This is a genomic window from Chitinophaga sp. S165 (assembly GCF_003182155.1).
GTDB lineage: Bacteria > Bacteroidota > Bacteroidia > Chitinophagales > Chitinophagaceae > Chitinophaga.
Window position 1 is genome coordinate 25,329 of the sequence record NZ_QGTG01000007.1, and the last position, 16,822, is coordinate 42,150.

General features: G+C 47.2%; 11 protein-coding genes. 3 read left to right on the forward strand and 8 right to left on the reverse strand.

What is annotated here, in order from left to right; all coding sequences use genetic code 11:
- Positions 1 to 38 precede the first annotated feature (38 nt).
- The 5 genes from C7475_RS23370 to C7475_RS23385 form a co-directional block, all read right to left on the reverse strand.
- Entirely contained in the window at positions 39 to 2,549 is a 2,511-nt protein-coding gene (locus C7475_RS23370) for a S9 family peptidase (protein WP_158286595.1), read from the reverse strand.
- Between the two features lie 292 nt (positions 2,550 to 2,841).
- Positions 2,842 to 4,656 (reverse strand): glycoside hydrolase family 2 protein, encoded by a 1,815-nt coding sequence (locus tag C7475_RS23375; RefSeq protein WP_110055836.1) that lies wholly within the window; start codon positions 4,654 to 4,656, stop codon positions 2,842 to 2,844.
- Between the two features lie 290 nt (positions 4,657 to 4,946).
- Positions 4,947 to 5,951: an AraC family transcriptional regulator gene (locus C7475_RS23380; RefSeq protein WP_110055837.1), complete on the reverse strand. Its 1,005-nt coding sequence runs from the start codon at positions 5,949 to 5,951 to the stop codon at positions 4,947 to 4,949.
- A gap of 222 nt (positions 5,952 to 6,173) precedes the next feature.
- Complete coding sequence (locus C7475_RS33040) at positions 6,174 to 6,341, reverse strand: hypothetical protein (protein WP_158286596.1); 168 nt, start codon at positions 6,339 to 6,341, stop codon at positions 6,174 to 6,176.
- 188 nt (positions 6,342 to 6,529) lie between these two features.
- Positions 6,530 to 7,582: a helix-turn-helix domain-containing protein gene (locus C7475_RS23385; protein WP_110055838.1), complete on the reverse strand. Its 1,053-nt coding sequence runs from the start codon at positions 7,580 to 7,582 to the stop codon at positions 6,530 to 6,532.
- A 203-nt stretch (positions 7,583 to 7,785) separates the two neighbouring features.
- Here C7475_RS23385 and C7475_RS23390 point away from each other — a divergent pair, with 203 nt between their 5' ends.
- Both C7475_RS23390 and C7475_RS23395 read left to right on the forward strand, forming a co-directional pair.
- Complete coding sequence (locus tag C7475_RS23390; protein WP_110055839.1) at positions 7,786 to 9,426, forward strand: M28 family metallopeptidase; 1,641 nt, start codon at positions 7,786 to 7,788, stop codon at positions 9,424 to 9,426.
- 160 nt (positions 9,427 to 9,586) lie between these two features.
- Complete coding sequence (locus tag C7475_RS23395) at positions 9,587 to 11,968, forward strand: histidine kinase dimerization/phosphoacceptor domain -containing protein (protein WP_158286597.1); 2,382 nt, start codon at positions 9,587 to 9,589, stop codon at positions 11,966 to 11,968.
- Here C7475_RS23395 and C7475_RS23400 read toward each other — a convergent pair whose 3' ends face one another.
- Genes C7475_RS23400 through C7475_RS23410 form a run of 3 tightly spaced genes read right to left on the reverse strand, consistent with a single transcriptional unit; the run spans position 11,969 to position 15,475 of the window.
- Positions 11,969 to 12,832 (reverse strand): caspase family protein, encoded by an 864-nt coding sequence (locus tag C7475_RS23400; protein WP_110055841.1) that lies wholly within the window; start codon positions 12,830 to 12,832, stop codon positions 11,969 to 11,971.
- On the reverse strand, positions 12,829 to 14,388 hold the full coding sequence (locus tag C7475_RS23405) for a hypothetical protein (protein WP_110055842.1): 1,560 nt from the start codon (positions 14,386 to 14,388) through the stop codon (positions 12,829 to 12,831). The genes C7475_RS23400 and C7475_RS23405 overlap by 4 nt, the downstream gene beginning before the upstream one ends.
- Positions 14,378 to 15,475 carry a caspase family protein gene (locus tag C7475_RS23410; RefSeq protein WP_110055843.1) on the reverse strand — a complete coding sequence of 366 codons (1,098 nt, stop codon included), beginning with the start codon at positions 15,473 to 15,475 and terminating at the stop codon, positions 14,378 to 14,380. Before C7475_RS23410 ends, C7475_RS23405 begins: the two co-directional genes overlap by 11 nt.
- 245 nt (positions 15,476 to 15,720) lie before the next feature.
- Here C7475_RS23410 and C7475_RS23415 point away from each other — a divergent pair, with 245 nt between their 5' ends.
- The gene (locus C7475_RS23415) at positions 15,721 to 16,776 is read left to right on the forward strand and encodes a hypothetical protein (protein WP_110055844.1); all 1,056 of its coding nucleotides are present in this window, start codon (positions 15,721 to 15,723) and stop codon (positions 16,774 to 16,776) included.
- The last annotated feature ends 46 nt before the right edge of the window (positions 16,777 to 16,822 follow it).

Sequence of the window (16,822 nt, forward strand, 5' to 3'; positions counted from 1 at the left end):
TCTATTGGGTCTGGCTTTTGTCATTCACTGATGATCTTTTATTGTTGCATCCATATGGGAGCAGCTTGGTTTCTTAAATAATAACCGAAAAACTCTTGCTGTTTAATACTAAAGTCCAACTGACACTTCGGGTCGAACAACACATGCCCTTCGTCCTCATACTCAAGCACCCATGCCGGCTTGCCTAACCTCCTCAATGCTGTAAACAATGCCACCGACTGTGAAAACGGCACAGCACCATCGCCTTTATTATGCATCATTAATAAAGGCGTGTTGATTTTCGAAGCAAATAACACAGGAGAGGTCTGCACATAAAGGTTCGGGTTCTCCCAGGGAGGTACTCCCTGGTTAAGTTGCCCTTGTTCAGATATGTAATGATAGCTTTTGCCCCCGAATCCTATCCCACCATGTAGACCAAATAGTTCTGCAGGTGCAGCGGAGGACTGTGCGGCAGCGAAGATATTAGTATGCGTAATGATGTAATTGGTTTCATATCCACCGAAGCTGTGGCCCTGGAGGCCCATTTTCTTCGCATTTACATAAGGCCGGGCAGATAAGTACTGAGCTGCAGATACAACGGTGTTAAGAATAGCGGTGCCATTCTGGCCAGTGGGTCGATAGATGTCAGGAACAAAAACAAGGTATCCGTTACTGACATACCAGGCAATGGTTAAGGTACCATTGCTCAGCCTTACATGCGGAAAGAGATACAGTTCATTACTTCTTTGTTCATAATAGTTGAATATAATTGGGTACTGCCTGGTACTATCAAAATCCTCCGGTTTGTAAAGTATGCCGGTGCCGGTAGTCCCTCCCGGTATTGGCCAGCGGACCAATTCTGCTGTCAGCCAGTTGTAAGACTGCTGCGGTTGGATATCGGAAAGTGGTTTGAATGTTTTAAAGTCAGTAGTAGTAACAAGGTTCGGCGCCTGGGTGGGGCTTTGTCTTTGCAGGATGTAAACATCTGTGGTCTTTGCTTTGGCAGGAGCAGGAGGCTCAAAAACAACCAGGGCCGGGAAATGATATACGGCGGGCTCCATGTTGGCGGGATGTGGTGCGTTATTAACCCCGGCTTTAATGTGCATAAAGCCGTTATACTTATTACTATCAAGGCAGCTGACCAGCAAAGGATCATGTTCGCGCAACAGGGATAATTGCTGTGGATATACTACCCGGAGAATTGTCTTATACCGCCGACCATAATGCTCAGTGATATTAAGAGGAGGTGTGCTGGCATTCGGATCTAATTGCCAGATATCAAATTCATCATAGATAAGCAGTCGCTGATCTCCGGATAGCCAGCCCGCGGATCCATAGGGCCGTATCTCGGCACTGCTAAGATGTTTATTGGTCAGCGTAGTTGAAACATTGGAAGATATATCTCTGATAATCCCTTTGTCAATTTGATAAGTAAAGTAGTGTTGAGTGCCTGGATCAAACCAACTGACGTAATGTTCTGCCGGAGACAGCGCTACGTCCAGCGCAGAAGATGTCACATGTTTGCGCGTGCCGTTTGTCAGCGAAATGAGATCATAACTTTTTACCTGCTTCGGGTTCCAGTATGCATCTTCCTCATCCACTATGTTCGATACCAGGGCATATTGATTTCCCGGCAGTCCAGATAAGATAGTGTCTGCATTCTCAAGTTGGATAACGGTACCTCCGCCTACTGGAACAACTGCAGATATAGGGCGATAAGGATCAGGTGCCTCCTGGGAAGGCAGACGTGTATCCCTGTAGTCCCAGATGTGTAGTTTATTCGGTAGCTGCTTGGACTGCTTCGGGACAGGCACTCTTTCATAAGCAACCTTCAGGAATAATAGTTTATCATCAGTGCTAAATTGTAAGGGCATAGGGAGGAATGTAGTACCAGGTCTCAAACCTGCCAGCCGGATCTGCCTCGCGCTGTCCATGCCTTTTCCGAAATAGTAAATATGGCTACTGTCCGTAAACGCAATAGCAGTATCCGCATGATTAAAAGTAATGTTGCTAATTTGATCTCCTAAGGTAACAGGCCGGGAGTGATCAGTTGTAAGATCCGTCCACATCAGGATGTCGTTGGCATAATATACCAGCACATTCCCGGCTTTATTAAACAGATAAGTCGTTACGCCAACATAGCGGCGTTCCTGCTTAGTATGAAGATTTTTCAGCAATAGCGTATCTGCTAGCTTTGCTGCCAGCCAGTTGCCATTGTCCGGGACTGTATAACCATTGACCCGCTGTAGATAATGTATAGTCGATGCACCTAATGTCAGGATGCCGAGGCCATTGGGGGAATTAAATACCAGGTGTTGATTGTCTGACGTAAAGGTGGCATCCCATACGCCGGTAAATAACTTGGAATAGTTGCCATGAATGGAACGTACTACCAACGTGATACCGGTAACCTCGGAACCATAAGTATACCAGACGTATTTACCGTCATCGGATATATGATAGTTTAACAACATCTCCCATCCTTTGTACGTGAAGTTGTTAATAGGAGGTTTTTGGGCGTTTACGAACGAAATATGAAAGCAGAGAAGAAAGATAATTACGTATTTCATAAAGTTTGGAGTCGCTTTAAAATAGGCCATGAGCTGGTGGGGCTGCTTAGTAGATCAGGATGATCCAATGCAATTTTTATACCTATCTCCTAAGTATTTCGCTTTGGAAAGAGATACCTTTCATTGCCAGGCCGGCACATATGGAGTCGCCGAAAACCATCGAAAAGAGGAGGTATGGCTATTGTAGGAAGAGGTGGCGCATTTTATCCATGTGTAATAACATCGAATTTAACGACTACCATCTGGTAGGCTTTTTTCAGGGAGTCTTATCCGGGAGGTAAGACTCCTCATATCAATATAATAATTTGCTGTTTTCTTTTTTGAGGAAATCGGCACTCAGCTTTATCACCTTCCTATCGTAGGTCATAAACCCGTTTTCTTCAGACTCCACATCATAAGGTTGTGTGTAGATGGCACCGGACAATCCCTGTTGCTCGTACGTCTTTAATCTTCCCATCATATACCGGTACCGCTCTGCAAACCTAGCCGCACTCACCTCCACATATCCCCAGCCTGTTTTCGGCGCCCATTGATGTCCCGGCGTGATCACCCGAACTCCGCCCCATTCGCCCAGTACCCTTGCCTTGCCGGGCAGGGAAGGTGCTATATTCGGCCCGGGGTAATAATGGACATCTGCCACATCACTGCTGATCCACCGGTCGCGGATAGGTGTGTCGCTATATTCATCCAGGTTCTCACCGGAATGGCCGTTTATGATCCGGGAGGGATCGGATTGTTTCATCCACTCCGTGAGATTCTTTTGATTGTATTTGCCCCATCCCTCATTGAACAGCACCCACATTACAATAGACGGGAAGTTATGCAATTGATAAAGGTTCTCGGCGTTCTCCTGTTCAAACTGTGAAGTAGAGTAGAAGTCTTCATCCGCACAAGGCACCATGTCCTGCCATACCAGCATGCCCAGTCTGTCTGCATGATAATACCACCTGTCAGGCTCTATTTTCACATGTTTACGGATAGTATTAAATCCCATATCCTTCATCATCCTAATGTCAAAGACAAGCGCGGAATCGGTAGGGGCGGTGTACAAGCCTTCCGGCCAGTATCCCTGGTCAAGCACACCTAAATGGAAGGTATACTTATTATTGAGGAAGAGCCGTGGCATACCGGTACTATCTTTCTGAACAGCAATTTTCCGCATCCCGAAATAGCTGGTTACGGAATCTACGACTTGTCCGTTGCGTCGCAAGCGGATCTTCAGATGATAAAGAAAAGGATCCGCAGGGCTCCATAAATGCGCGAAGGGAACACCGAGGTCCAGCATCTTGCCGGCAGGACCGGTAGTACGGCTAATAACCTGTGTCCCTGCATACGCGATCGCTTCAACTACACTACCCGCAGTATCGGAAGTATTGACCCGCAAGTTAAGGCAAGCGGCATCAAGGTCCGGTGTCATAAACAGGTCGCTGATATAAGCCGGCGGCACGGTCTCCATCCAAACCGTCTGCCAGATCCCGCTAACAGCCGTATAGAGGATCTTCCGCGGGCGTAAGGTTTGTTTACCGCAGGGATTAGGCCCGAGATTGGAAGGGTCAAGAACACTCACTACAAGCTCATTATTGCCCTCTTGCAAAGAAGCGGTGATATCGAACGAGAAATGCTGATAACCGCCCATATGCCGCCCTAAAAGCTTCCCATTGAGGTAGACTGCTGCCCGCCAGTCAACCGCCCCAAAATGCAAGAGAACGCGTTTCCTGCCCCGGGTATCCGGCTTTTTGACAGACCGTTTATACCAGAGCCTTTGCGTAGGCAACAACGCCCGTTGTACGCCGGAAAGCGCGGACTCAATAGCGAAAGGCACCAGGATCTCACCGTCAAATTGTAAAGGCATATCGTCATCCCAACGGGTAACAGCATACTCCCATAAGCCGTTCAGGTTCTGCCATTGCGAACGTACCATCTGCGGCCGTGGATATTCAGGTAAAACATTGTCAGGAGAAACGTCCGCCGCCCAACGTGTTTGAAGGGGAACAGGCTGCATAGACCATCTGTCAGAAAACAAGTCGCCCCCACCAGCGGCAAGGGCGAAATGAAAACAGGGGAAGCATAGGGTAACAAACAAAAGCGTGCTTTTAAACGGTTTCATGTACCTGGGTTAATAAGTTAATGGGGAGTTACAAATAATGAGATGAGTGGTCATAGTAATTGGTATATGTTGCGATATATTGGAACTGGTAACATTGTAAGAAAAATGGTCCCGGCTAGAGAGCCAGGACGTTGTTTTCCTCAATATACCATTAAATGTTCTTGTCGTATTATAGGTCGTTATGGCAACGAAAACGAATAATATTGTTGTTTCTGTTTTAAAGTTACATCATGATCTGATGGGGGTTTTTAGGAGTGACGCAATGAAACTTTGGAAAGAGAGAAAATCAACTATGAGTTGATACTACTGTTCTTTCGCAGTTCCCGCGGACTCATAGAGAAGCGTTTTTTAACGGCATAAGAGAAGCTGGAATAATCGGTGTAGCCGAATTCTTCCGCCAGGTCCTGCAATGGCATAGACGTCTCTGTGAGCTTGCGGTATATGATCCGCATACGTGCATTCTGAAAGAAGTCGTATACGGTAATACCGTGCCGGCTCCGGAAGATCTCTTCCAGTTTCTTTTCATTCGTACCGGCAAATCTGGCCAATTGTTTGAGGGTAGGCGGGGATGGTTGCTGCAGATGTTTCAGCAAATGTACCTCTGTCTTCTGGCCTCTTTCATGGTCGGCCGCACTGAGGCCGTTGGCATCTGTAAGGTAACGTGAAAGCATATCAAGTGATTCAATGATGAGTTCTCCGGTTTTCTGTTCTCTGTATTTTTCGCTGGCAGCCTTAGGTAACTGGCGTTCGGTGATATCCTGTATAATATTGCGAAGGCGTTCATGGGCAATCATATGCTGGTCCAACAACGTAATGGTATTTTCATTGTCAAGTTTATTGAGTAGATCTTGTACTACCGGGAAACTTTCCTGGTAGCTCTTCATCTCTTCCACCGGGATCTGTATGTCCAGCGCTACATATACGCCCGCTGCCTTGAAACGGACTACATGCTTAAGCCTGGGAGCTACCAGAATATTCATATGGTGCTGAAAGGTCTCACTTTCATGACTGTTCAGCTCATAAAACATATTACCCTTTAATGTGTGGTGGAGCAGCAAGTCGTCCACGTTTCCTTTTACTTTGAATGCTGTCGGTTTATTAATGATATAATGACTCACCCATGCACTGTAACTATGGTTCGCTACCTGCTGGAACAGGATGCAGCCAAAACTGTCGCTTACCGCGTAGAAAGGCTTCGTGCCCTGCAGCGCGTAGCTGGAATAGGCCTCAGGCATTCCGGGGGTAAACAGTATCGGCTGACCGATGTGGGTTGAAATGGACAATGGTAGGGTCATCGTACTACCAAATTAAAACACAGTACTGCAACGATATTACCAGTCTCATAATTTCTTTACGGTTTTGTGCAGATATTTTATTTTTTTGTCCATATTATCTTTTTCTGCAAACCGGCGCTTACATAATGATCTGGTGAGACATGGAAGGTATAACCGGTCCCTTGTGTAGCTTGTTTTAGCAGGTTTTTCAGCGCGGTGTGCCAAACGTGAAACGTCCCGCTGTTAACGGGACGTTCTTCTTTTACCGGTTTGTTTGTTGGGGTTAAATTGTGGGGTGACAGGCCGGATGGTGACAGGCAGCTCCTGGCCTTTAGTGGCTGCTGCGATGATCTTCCTGATGGCTCTTTTGTCGAGCCGGTCGAAATATTCCTGGATAAAGGTGGGGTCCATAATTGTCGTTGTTAAATGTGATGAATAGCTGTACGGGGCCTTGCGTTCAATTCAAAGGTAGGCTGTCCGCCAGGGTGGGACAATGGGAGATAGACGGATAGCGGGAGGGGATTTTTCCCGTACTTAAAATAAAAAAAGGGCCTTCTGTGCACAGCACAAAAGACCCATATCTGATTTTACATATTTGTTTACACAGCTTCCTGCGGCGCCGGCTCAAACAGTTCCACTTTCTTTTGCAATTCCTCTGCAGACATCCCCGTAAGCTCCAGCGCTTTTTCCAGGTCAATGATCTCTTCTATCACCAGTCTGCCTAACATTCTGTCAAAACGGTAGTTCTTCTCAGTGCCCATATAATTCCCTAACCCTGTTTCATCCTTGTTATCGGCTATAAGCTTAAAAAAGGGTTGTGCGTTCTTCTTGTCAATGATGCCTTTGAAAATGGCCTGGTGCATCACCGCCTGCATGGGAAGACCATACTGCTCTTTTACACAAAGCAATTCTCCCGGCGAGATAGCCTGTCGTTTGTAGCTTAGTAAAATACCCAAAGTATCTCCCGGTAGTAACATCGTACGGGCGAAGATCTCGCAGAGTTTATGCCTGTCCGCGTTTTCCGGGATATTCAGTAACAATTGCCCCAGTTCATACATGGCAGCATATCTTTTGATATCCGCTGGGCGCTCCTCGTGCAGTACGATCACAGGCGCTCTGCCTACATAGGTGCTTACGCCATCAAAGATAGCAGGTGAAGTGACCTGGATCACGCGGATGCCTCTGTTTTCCAGCATCCCTATCACGTTGTGCAGCGCGCCTCGTCCCAGGTCCCATTTATCCCGCAGCTTGTCTGCAATATCTGCAGCCGCTTCTTCGTCAGGTACTGGAATAGGTCTGATAGGATTGCTGAACCTGGTTTTGATGTTTAATAAATTTTCTGTCTGCAGGTATAGCTCCATCGCACGCTTTACTTTCTCTTTGATACTTTCGGCCTGTTTCACCGGCAAAGTATTTTTGCGCAGCTCGAATACCGGCAGCTTGAACACCGGCTGCGTTTCAAAATAATTAGGCGTTACATCCAATGCGGTGCAAAGCAGCAGCAATATTTTGCGCGAAGGCATCATCGCTTCCGTCTCATATTTGCTCAACGCCTGTTTGCTCACGGCATGAGCTGCATAGTTGGCGAGATCCTGAAGGGACCAGCCTTTTATCCTTCGCGCGCTTTTTAATCTTTCTCCGAAATGCGGCATAATTTAGATTTTATTGGGGACATCGATCCATTGTTATTTGTGGAGCTGCTGATAGCTGCTTTTATAACGTGTAATTTGTTAACAGAACGAATGACCGGTTTGGCGGCAAACTTATAATTAATTGTTCAAAGCGCGAACAACAGTTATGAAGAGAAACAGTTTGAACATAATTTGAATATCTTTAAAGTAAATACAACTTGCTCATGAAAAACCTGCGTAATCTGTTACTCTTTTCTACGCTGGCCGCTGCTGCCTGTAATTCAGGAAACAGGCAAACCAGCGCTGAAGACTCAACCGCCATTAAGGCCATAGACTCCGCCGCACTGGCCCAGGATATTTCCGTACTTGCTTCCGATGAATTTCAGGGCCGTAAACCCTTTACTATCGGAGAGGATAAAACGCTGGAATACCTCACCAAACGGTTTAAAGAAATAGGATTGCAGCCTGGTAATGATACCAGCTTCCTGCAGGAAGTGCCTATGGTGGAGATCAGGTCTGTGCCGGAGGGAGATCTGCGCATCGCCGGTAAAACAGGAGAACTGAAGCTGACCTATCTCGACCAATACGTTGCCGGTACCAAACGTGTACAGGACCGGGTAGCCATAGACAAGTCGGAAATGGTGTTTGCAGGCTTCGGGATAGTGGCGCCCGAGTACAATTGGAACGATTACGCCAACCTGGATGTAAAAGGAAAAACAGTGGTGGTAATGGTGAATGATCCCGGCTTCTACGACAGCACCCTGTTCAAAGGGAAGACCAGGACCATGACATATTACGGCCGGTGGACATATAAATTCGAAGAGGCTGCCCGCCAGGGCGCTGCAGGCATCCTGATCATCCACGATGTGCTACCCGCCAGTTACGGCTGGCCCGTTGTACGCAGCGGCTGGTCCAAGCCTAAACTGGACCTGCAAACGGCCGACAATAACATGAGCCGTGCGGCCATAGAAGGCTGGCTGACCCAGGAATCCGCCAAAAAGCTGTTCCAGCTGGCCGGTGTGCCCGACAGTGTCATGGACCAGGCAAAACATCCTGGCTTCAAAGCGGTGCCTTTAGGCGTGACCGCTTCTTTAGCACTGAAGAACAAGACACGGAAATCTGTTTCCCACAACGTGGCCGCCCTGCTGCCAGGTTCAGAAAGGAAAAATGAATACATTATCTACTCCGCCCACTGGGACCACCTGGGTATAGGAGAAGCTGTAAGAGGCGATTCTATTTACAACGGAGCCCTGGATAACGCCTCCGGTGTGGCAGGCCTCCTGCAGCTGGCAACGGCGTTCTCGAAGCTGAAAGAGGCGCCTAAACGCTCTATTTTATTCCTGGCGTTAACAGGAGAAGAACAGGGCCTGCTGGGCTCAGAATATTATGCGGCGCATCCCATCTTCCCAGTGAAATCGACCGTCGCTGATATCAACATGGACGTCCTGAACTTCTTCGGCCGTACTAAAGACATTACCATCATCGGCAAAGGACAATCCGACCTCGACGACTATGCAGCCAAAGCGGCCGAAAAACAGGGCCGTTACCTGGTGCCTGAAGCTAACCCATCCGGTGGATGGTTCTTCCGCTCAGACCATTTCAATTTTGCCAAAGTGGGCATTCCGGCATTATATCCCGGTAGCGGAACAAAATCTCTGGCGCATGACTCCCTCTGGGCCCCCGATCATGCCGCCGCCTACGGCCGCGATCATTATCATTCTCCTTTTGATCAGATGGATCCCAGCTGGGAATTATCAGGAATGGTAGAAGATGTACGGTTTTTATTTGATGTAGGCGTAACTTTGTCCAATGAGGACAAATTCCCCCAATGGAAAGAAGGTTCAGAGTTTAAATCGAAGCGATAACGCTCAAGATACTATGTGAAAACCGGAAGCTACTTCATGCGGCTTCCGGATTTTTTTTTAATAATACCGACCAATGCATCTATTCAGGAAGATTGTCTGTGTGTGTTTCCTGCTATTCGTGTGTTTCGCTTTGAGGGCACAGCCGCGGTTAAAAAAGGAGATGTCGATACGGGAAAGATGGGGACTGATCAATGGGGCTGCGCAACAGGATAGTGCCCTGGTCGATCTCATGATCGAACAGGGAATGCGGTATATCTGGTTGCCGGAGAAACGTCGTATTGATCTGGATACCGCGGTAATATTGTCCACCTGGGCATGGCAGCTGAGTAACCAGATCGATTATGCCGAGGGGCGCAAAGAAGCCAGTCTGCTTGCCGTGAAAGCTTTTATTGCCGGCAGGCAGCTGGACAAGGTGAACGACATGATCAGGAAATCGCCCAGGGACCTCGTTTCCGTGCACGCCACGCTGCTGGTTGGGCAGGACTACCTGGAACGGCCGGGCAGCAATCAAACCGACCTCGATTCCGCACTGCGCTGGTTCAATAAAGCCCGGGCATTAAGCCGTAGCCTCAAATACCAGAAGGGTGAACGGGAAAGCCTCCGCATGATAGCAAAGTATCATTTTGAGTCCGGCGATATTGCCGCAGGCAAAAAGACCTACCTGGACGTCATCCGCCAATACCATGCAGAAAATAATATCTTTGACGAAGCCGATTGGTGGATTGATCTCGGCTATCGCATTCCTGATCGCGACAGCACATTTCCCGAGAAGATAACCTATATGACCAATGCGCTGGACATATACCAGCAGCTGCGTGACAATCCCCGTGCGCAATGGGTATTGGGAGCAAGAGCAGAAGTGTATCGGCGTCAGGGTAACCTTAACATGGCAGAAGATGGTTTTTTACAGGTGCTGAACCTACAAAAAATACAGGGCGACCGCTATCTGCAAAATACCTATTACACCCTCATGGACATTAATCTGTACCGTGGAGATTATAATAAAGCCCTGGCCTATGGTATTGCGTGTGTACAATACATTGATCATACCGGCGACAGTACCGTCGCCCCCGATGCGTATGAGAAACTGGGTACTATTTACAGTCAGCTGACTGACCACGACCGTAGCATCGAATGGTACAAAAAAGCATTGGTCCAGCACGAAAAGAATACCGACAAAGAGCACGCCTGCCGGATCAATTATTTCCTCACAAAAGAACTGATAAAAGCAGGACTGCCACGGGAGGCGCTTACGATACTCAACCGGAGTATGAAGAATTATCCGCCTAAAGAACCCCTGAACAGAGAATTGATGGCCGGTGCGTTTGCTGATTGTTATGCCGCGTTAAAACAATACCAGCTGGCCGAAAAGTACTACCGGGAAATGATCTACCTGGAAAACCTTACCCGTTCCGGTAACCAGATATCCGCAATGGCTTATTACTCTATTGGCAAGTTCTATCTCGACCGTGAACAATACCAACAGGCCGACGGCTACCTTGATACAGCCCTGACCATTACGCCTGGCCGTATGCCGTTATCTATAGTGAAAGACATTCACTTCATGCTGTTCAAAACAGATTCAGTACTGAACAGGTATGAACAGGCTATTAATCACCTGCGTACCTTCCAGGGGCTCAGCGACTCTATTTTTAACGCTACACGGATAAGACAACTGGAAGAACTTCAGGTACGCTACGAAACAAGCCAGAAAGAAAAGGATATCCTGCTGCTTCGTCAAAAGAGCGAGTTGCAACAAAAACAGATCGAACAGTCTAATCTCCTGAAACGGGTCACCTTCGGTAGTATTATCCTGTTGATCTTATTGTTATTGCTCAGCGTGAACCGCTACCGGTTGAAGCAGCGTAGCATGCGGCAACTGGCTATGCAGCAGAAGGAGATCACTGACAAGAATGTCTCGCTGCAAAGACTATTGAAAGAGAAAGAATGGCTGATAAAAGAAGTGCATCACCGCGTGAAGAATAATCTGCAGATCGTTATGAGCCTGCTCAACACGCAGTCCAATTTCCTGGAAAGCGAAGCAGCACTGGCAGCTATCAAGGATAGCGCACACCGTATGCAATCCATCTCGCTCATCCACCAGAAGCTCTACCAGTCAGAATATCTCAGCCTCGTGAACATGCCTTCCTACATCCATGAACTGGTGCATTACCTGGAAGACAGCTATCGCGGCGTACGCCGCATTTATTTCGATATGCATATTGCCCCGATCGACCTGGATGTATCCCAGGCAGTTCCCATGGGACTGATCCTGAGTGAAGCGGTCACCAATGCGATCAAATATGCTTTCCCTGATGACAGGGCTGGTTGTATCACGATCTCCCTTGACTACGTAGCTCCCGAACATTTGTTGCTGATGATCTCTGATAACGGCGCAGGCCTTCCCGCTGACGTTGATTTTGCAGCGGGAAAGTCTTTAGGTGTAAGATTGATACAAACCTTCAGTGCACAGCTGGAAGGAGAGCTGAGTATTGAAAGCAAGGACGGTTTGACAATACGTTTGCTATTCAGGCAGCAATAACTACTCCTTCACACCCGCCAGCGGTTGCACACTAAACGGCGCCTGCGCCAGGAAGTTAAGAGCCTCATCCCCATAATGATACAAGTTCGGATGCTGATTGGCTGCAAAGCCCCTTTTTATAGCAATAAACAGATCGTTATAACTATTGATCTCCTCCTTCATTACCTCTTGTAATTTCGCTGTAAACATGCCGTTACCCCATACTTCCATCGCCAGTTCATCGTCCTGGCAGGCACCAAACTGCACAACATAAGCGGCTATGTCGTCCTTACCGGCTTTGAGTTGTGACTGTATGCCATCATACTCGCTTTTGTGTTTATTGTAAGTGCGCATTAACACATTCAGCGGCGCTACACGGGCGCGTGTATAATTAGCTGTATCAGTGCGAGAAGCATTGGTGATGGCTGCCGGATTTCTGGAAACAGATCCCGAATGACAACTATCTGAAAAGATCAGTATGCGTACGCCGGCTTTGAATTTGCTGAAGCAATCAAACAGTTCGTCGTCTATGAGCTGCCTGTCGTACAGGCACCAGGTTTCATCGAAACCATCCATACTGCCGAAGTTGTTCGTTTCATCCCCGTTTGTGTCTATAAGTGAACCGCCATGTCCTGAATAAGTAAGCAACAGTATATCACCGGCCTGCAGCAAACGAGCTGCATCCTGCAAATGCTGCAATACATTCTGAGAAGTAGCGGCTGCCGTGAGCAAGGAATGGATTGACTGAAAACCCGCTTTTTCAGCGATGGCCTTATAAACGGCCACATCGTTCTCACAGGCGAAGAGCTCTCCGTTCCAGCCTTCATAATTGTCGGGATTAACTGCATTCAAGCCAATATGCAGTGCATAGCCTTGTGGTGTCATTGTTGGATGCTTTTCAGTTTATTAATGTTGCTGCTATTGAACTGGTCTGGTTTACTTTCCGTGTCTTTAATACTGTCGGAGAATTTCAGAATATGATTGATGGTCTTCCTGACCACATTAGGCGGGATCTGTAGCCTGTTTGCCAGATCATTGATGTCAACATCATCATCCAGCTTTTCTATGTAATACAATAGTGTGCTGACTGTTTGTGACTTTAGCAATCGTTCCCCGATCTCTTCAGGAGAGCTTCCATATCCAATGATCTTTTCTACGGCATTGTAAATAGTAGATGTCAGGGAATCGCTGGATGCAGTAGTTTCTATTTGCTCATGGGCTTCCGGTAATGGCGCAGGTACATAAGATGTCCATACCATATCGCAATAAAGTTTGTCGGCAATGTCCTCCAGCAGACTGTCGTCTGCAATAACTTCAGGATGTTTAATAGACGCCCTGATCACCGCACGTACGCCTGCCAGGAACATGCAGGGCTGACTAAGCGTAACGCCAGGCACCTGCTCATGATAATACTGTGCCGCCAGGACTTGTAAAGCTTTTACATCCGGTGTATCAGCGCCAAGAAGGTCGGGCAGGTCTTGTGTAACATTCTTAAATAGCAGCTCATTATTGGTTTCCGGACTGCTGAAATAGACATACGCAGCCAGCAGTCCTTTCATGGGCGCCGCCCATTGTCCCTGCTCAAACTCAAGTAGCACCTTCTCCGGTAAGATAAAAACGCCATTGTGAAATTTATGACGGAGACCGTCTATGCGGTAATTGTTCTCATCATTATTAATGAATCCCTGCTTCCTCGGAGCAATGAAGATGCTCATGGAAGGGAAAATAGGGCCATAGCCGAAAGTGAGGAAAACCTGCGTCTGCCAGTATTTATCAGCAAGGCCCTGTAGTTTATCGCTGCTCTTGAATACCTGTAGCGGAATTTCTCTCGGAGGAAGATCATGATCGCTGCCAATATCCTCCCCGAACTGATGCCCGCTGTAGTGCAGATAATAAATGCCTACAGGAAGTATCGCATGAAAAGCCATCCAGCCGGTATCGGTATCTTCGCTGATGTTGTTGCCCTGGAGCTGGAATAACACCTTCCGGTTTGCATCCAGCAGTGAGAACCCTTCTCCCAATGAATGTTGCTCGGTATTTAATTCCTTCCGTTTATCAACGTCAGTATACCGGAAAAAAAGAAAGATAGCGCCGCCCTCCGTAGTATCAGTTTGCACAGTGGTTTCACGGCTGTAGCGTTCAGCATTATGTGTATAATATTCGTGAGATGATTCAAAGCGGTCGGCCACCAAAGAAGAGTATACCGGAGGAGTAGGGATCTCGTAATGTGTATCTTCTGTAAGCCGGACATGTTCTTTGATGATATTCCCATCCAGTTTAAGCGTAATGCTATAAAGTCCCGCCGGCAGTGTAAGGTTCAGTTGCTCATATCCCCTGGCAATATCTTCCAGGACGCCGTTATACACCGTGATATGCGCAAAGTCGGACATCACGCCGACAGCAGTAACGGACAGTTTAAACACAGGGGTACTAGAATTCATATGTCATAGTTTTTAGGGTACCATCAATGGTTATGAATGAAGACCTGTTGGAGACTTTATCTGTGATCTGGTGATAGCCTTTGCCTAATGGCACCAGCCAGGAATCACCGGCCTGCACAGGGCCGGATTTAATATTACTGAGGTCCGGTCCTTCCAGGGAAATGTCCCCAGCCGTCTTGAACTGTATGGTCAATACGGTGCCCGGCGTTCTACCGGTCTTATGGATCACATAATCTAACCCGTAACTGTTATTACGGATATCTGACCGTACCGTTTGCGTATGATTTCTTTCTTTGGCATATGTTTCTGTCTTTTCCCTCACATAGTCCAGGAAACTGGTAATAGTGATGTCTCCGTTGGTATTAACAGCACCGCCATTTAACGCCTCCAGCAAAGCCCTCGAAAAATATCCATGTACCTGTAGGTTGCCGTTGGAGTTCATCATACCTTCCCACGCCGGATTCTCGTATTCAGATGCATACATGACTACTGCCATCGTATTAGCGCCTCCCGGTCTGGGACCGCCGAGCATAGAATGCAACGGTTTGGTATTGATCTTTCTGTCGCGACAGCAGTCCAGGAAGAAATAGACTTCTTTAAAGAGGTCTTTTTCTACGAGCAGGTCCAGGTAAGCTTTAGAGGAAAGCGCGGCATTATAGAAGCTGGGAGACCATATAGGCAGGCACATGCCGTTCACTTCCCAGTTCGCACCAAACCCATGCCCGGAAAAGTAAAAATACAGGCGGCGTGCAGGCTTGGTTTCTGCCATCTGGATAATATCTGAAAGCGCCTTATCAATAGCCAGTTGATCGGGTGCATTACTGCCGGGAGCTGAAGGAATAAAGAACACATGTTGCGGATGGAGGTTGCCGCCATCTGCTTTGATGAGCCAGTTCCTGAACCGGCAGGCATCTGTAATGGGGCCTTCCAATGGCGCCAGACTGGAATAATGACTTACGCCGACAATGATCGCATAGTCTTCTTCATTGACAGCAAGTCCTTTGGCTAGGTTTTCGTTGATGGCTTCTTCACAGGGGACAGTAGCCGTTGTTGGTGGTGCTTCCGAAATGAGTGTTTTGGGGCTCATGGGGCATCGTTTTTACAATTTAAACTAATGTTAACGCCACATGGGAGGAAATGCCATGGCGTTTTGGGGTACTGAACTAAAAATTAAAAATCTGATTATCTGTATATAAAATTAAACTACTGATACGATGTTAACAAGTTTAAATGACATATGGTAGGGGCAAGCTTCCCTGGCCCGTAGATAGCTTCAGGTACGACATGAAGTAATCTGCTCCGATTAAAGTAATTTGCAGAAAATGCTCATGTATGAACGGACAGCCAGGCCTCAGTATCATTGAATCTATCCGGAGACGACCAGCCATGTATCTGGGATCGACCAACAGTTACGGCATCCGTCGGTTACTAAAAATAGTGATTTCAGAATACCTGGAAACCGTTACCGGCATTAATACCATTGAAGTCACCTTCAATCCGGACAACCACATCAGCATCGTCATATCAGGTCTGTCAACAGAAGAGCTTTTGCATGAGATCGCATTGATGCATCATGTTGCATCTCCCAAGAATTTCAAGATCGGTATGCTGCTGGGCGTCAGTAATGCCTGTCTGTTAAGGATCGTATCCAATCCGGAAAGGCATGTACTGGCATCGGAGTCAGGCGCATTTGATATCACAGTTACGCCATGTTCACCGGAAGAACCTAACGGCATTAAGCTCGATTTCCAGCTGGACGACAACATATTCAGTGAAAGTCATGTCTCATATATCCCCATGAACATCATGTTCCAGCAGCTGGCATACCTGAATGCAGGTTTAAAGATCATCAGTGTTGACAACAGGGGAGAATTACAGCGTAATGTATTCTATTACAAAAAAGGACTAAAGGAACTATTCAATAATATACTGGAGAAGCACGACTATGGTAAAAAGGATTCCTGGCTTGCCCTGGAATTAAAAACAGCCATCAACGGTTATATCTACCATATCATCATCAGGTACCATCATATCTACACAAACTATCCCGAGCCTTATATAAGGTCGTTTGCCAACAATGATAGCACGCAATCCGGTGGATCGCTGGTAGACGGCGTCCTGAAAGGAATGCAGGATGCATTTAAAGCGGCAGGAGAAAAAGAAGGAGTAGAATTAAAAGTAAGCAGGAAGAGAATAGGCCGGCAGTTAGTATTGATAGCATCTGTTAAAGGTGAACCCTTAGAGTTTGGTGGTAGCACCAAAGATGAACTGGATATGCCATCCCTGAAAAAGGATGTACGCAAGTATGTCGGAAAGGTCGTATACAAGCACTTAGGCGCACACATGGGAGACAGGAAAAGGGTATTGGAGAGATTTAAGAAACAATAGAAGCAGGCAGCTATCAGGAATGAAAATCTCCAGAGCAAGAAGTCAC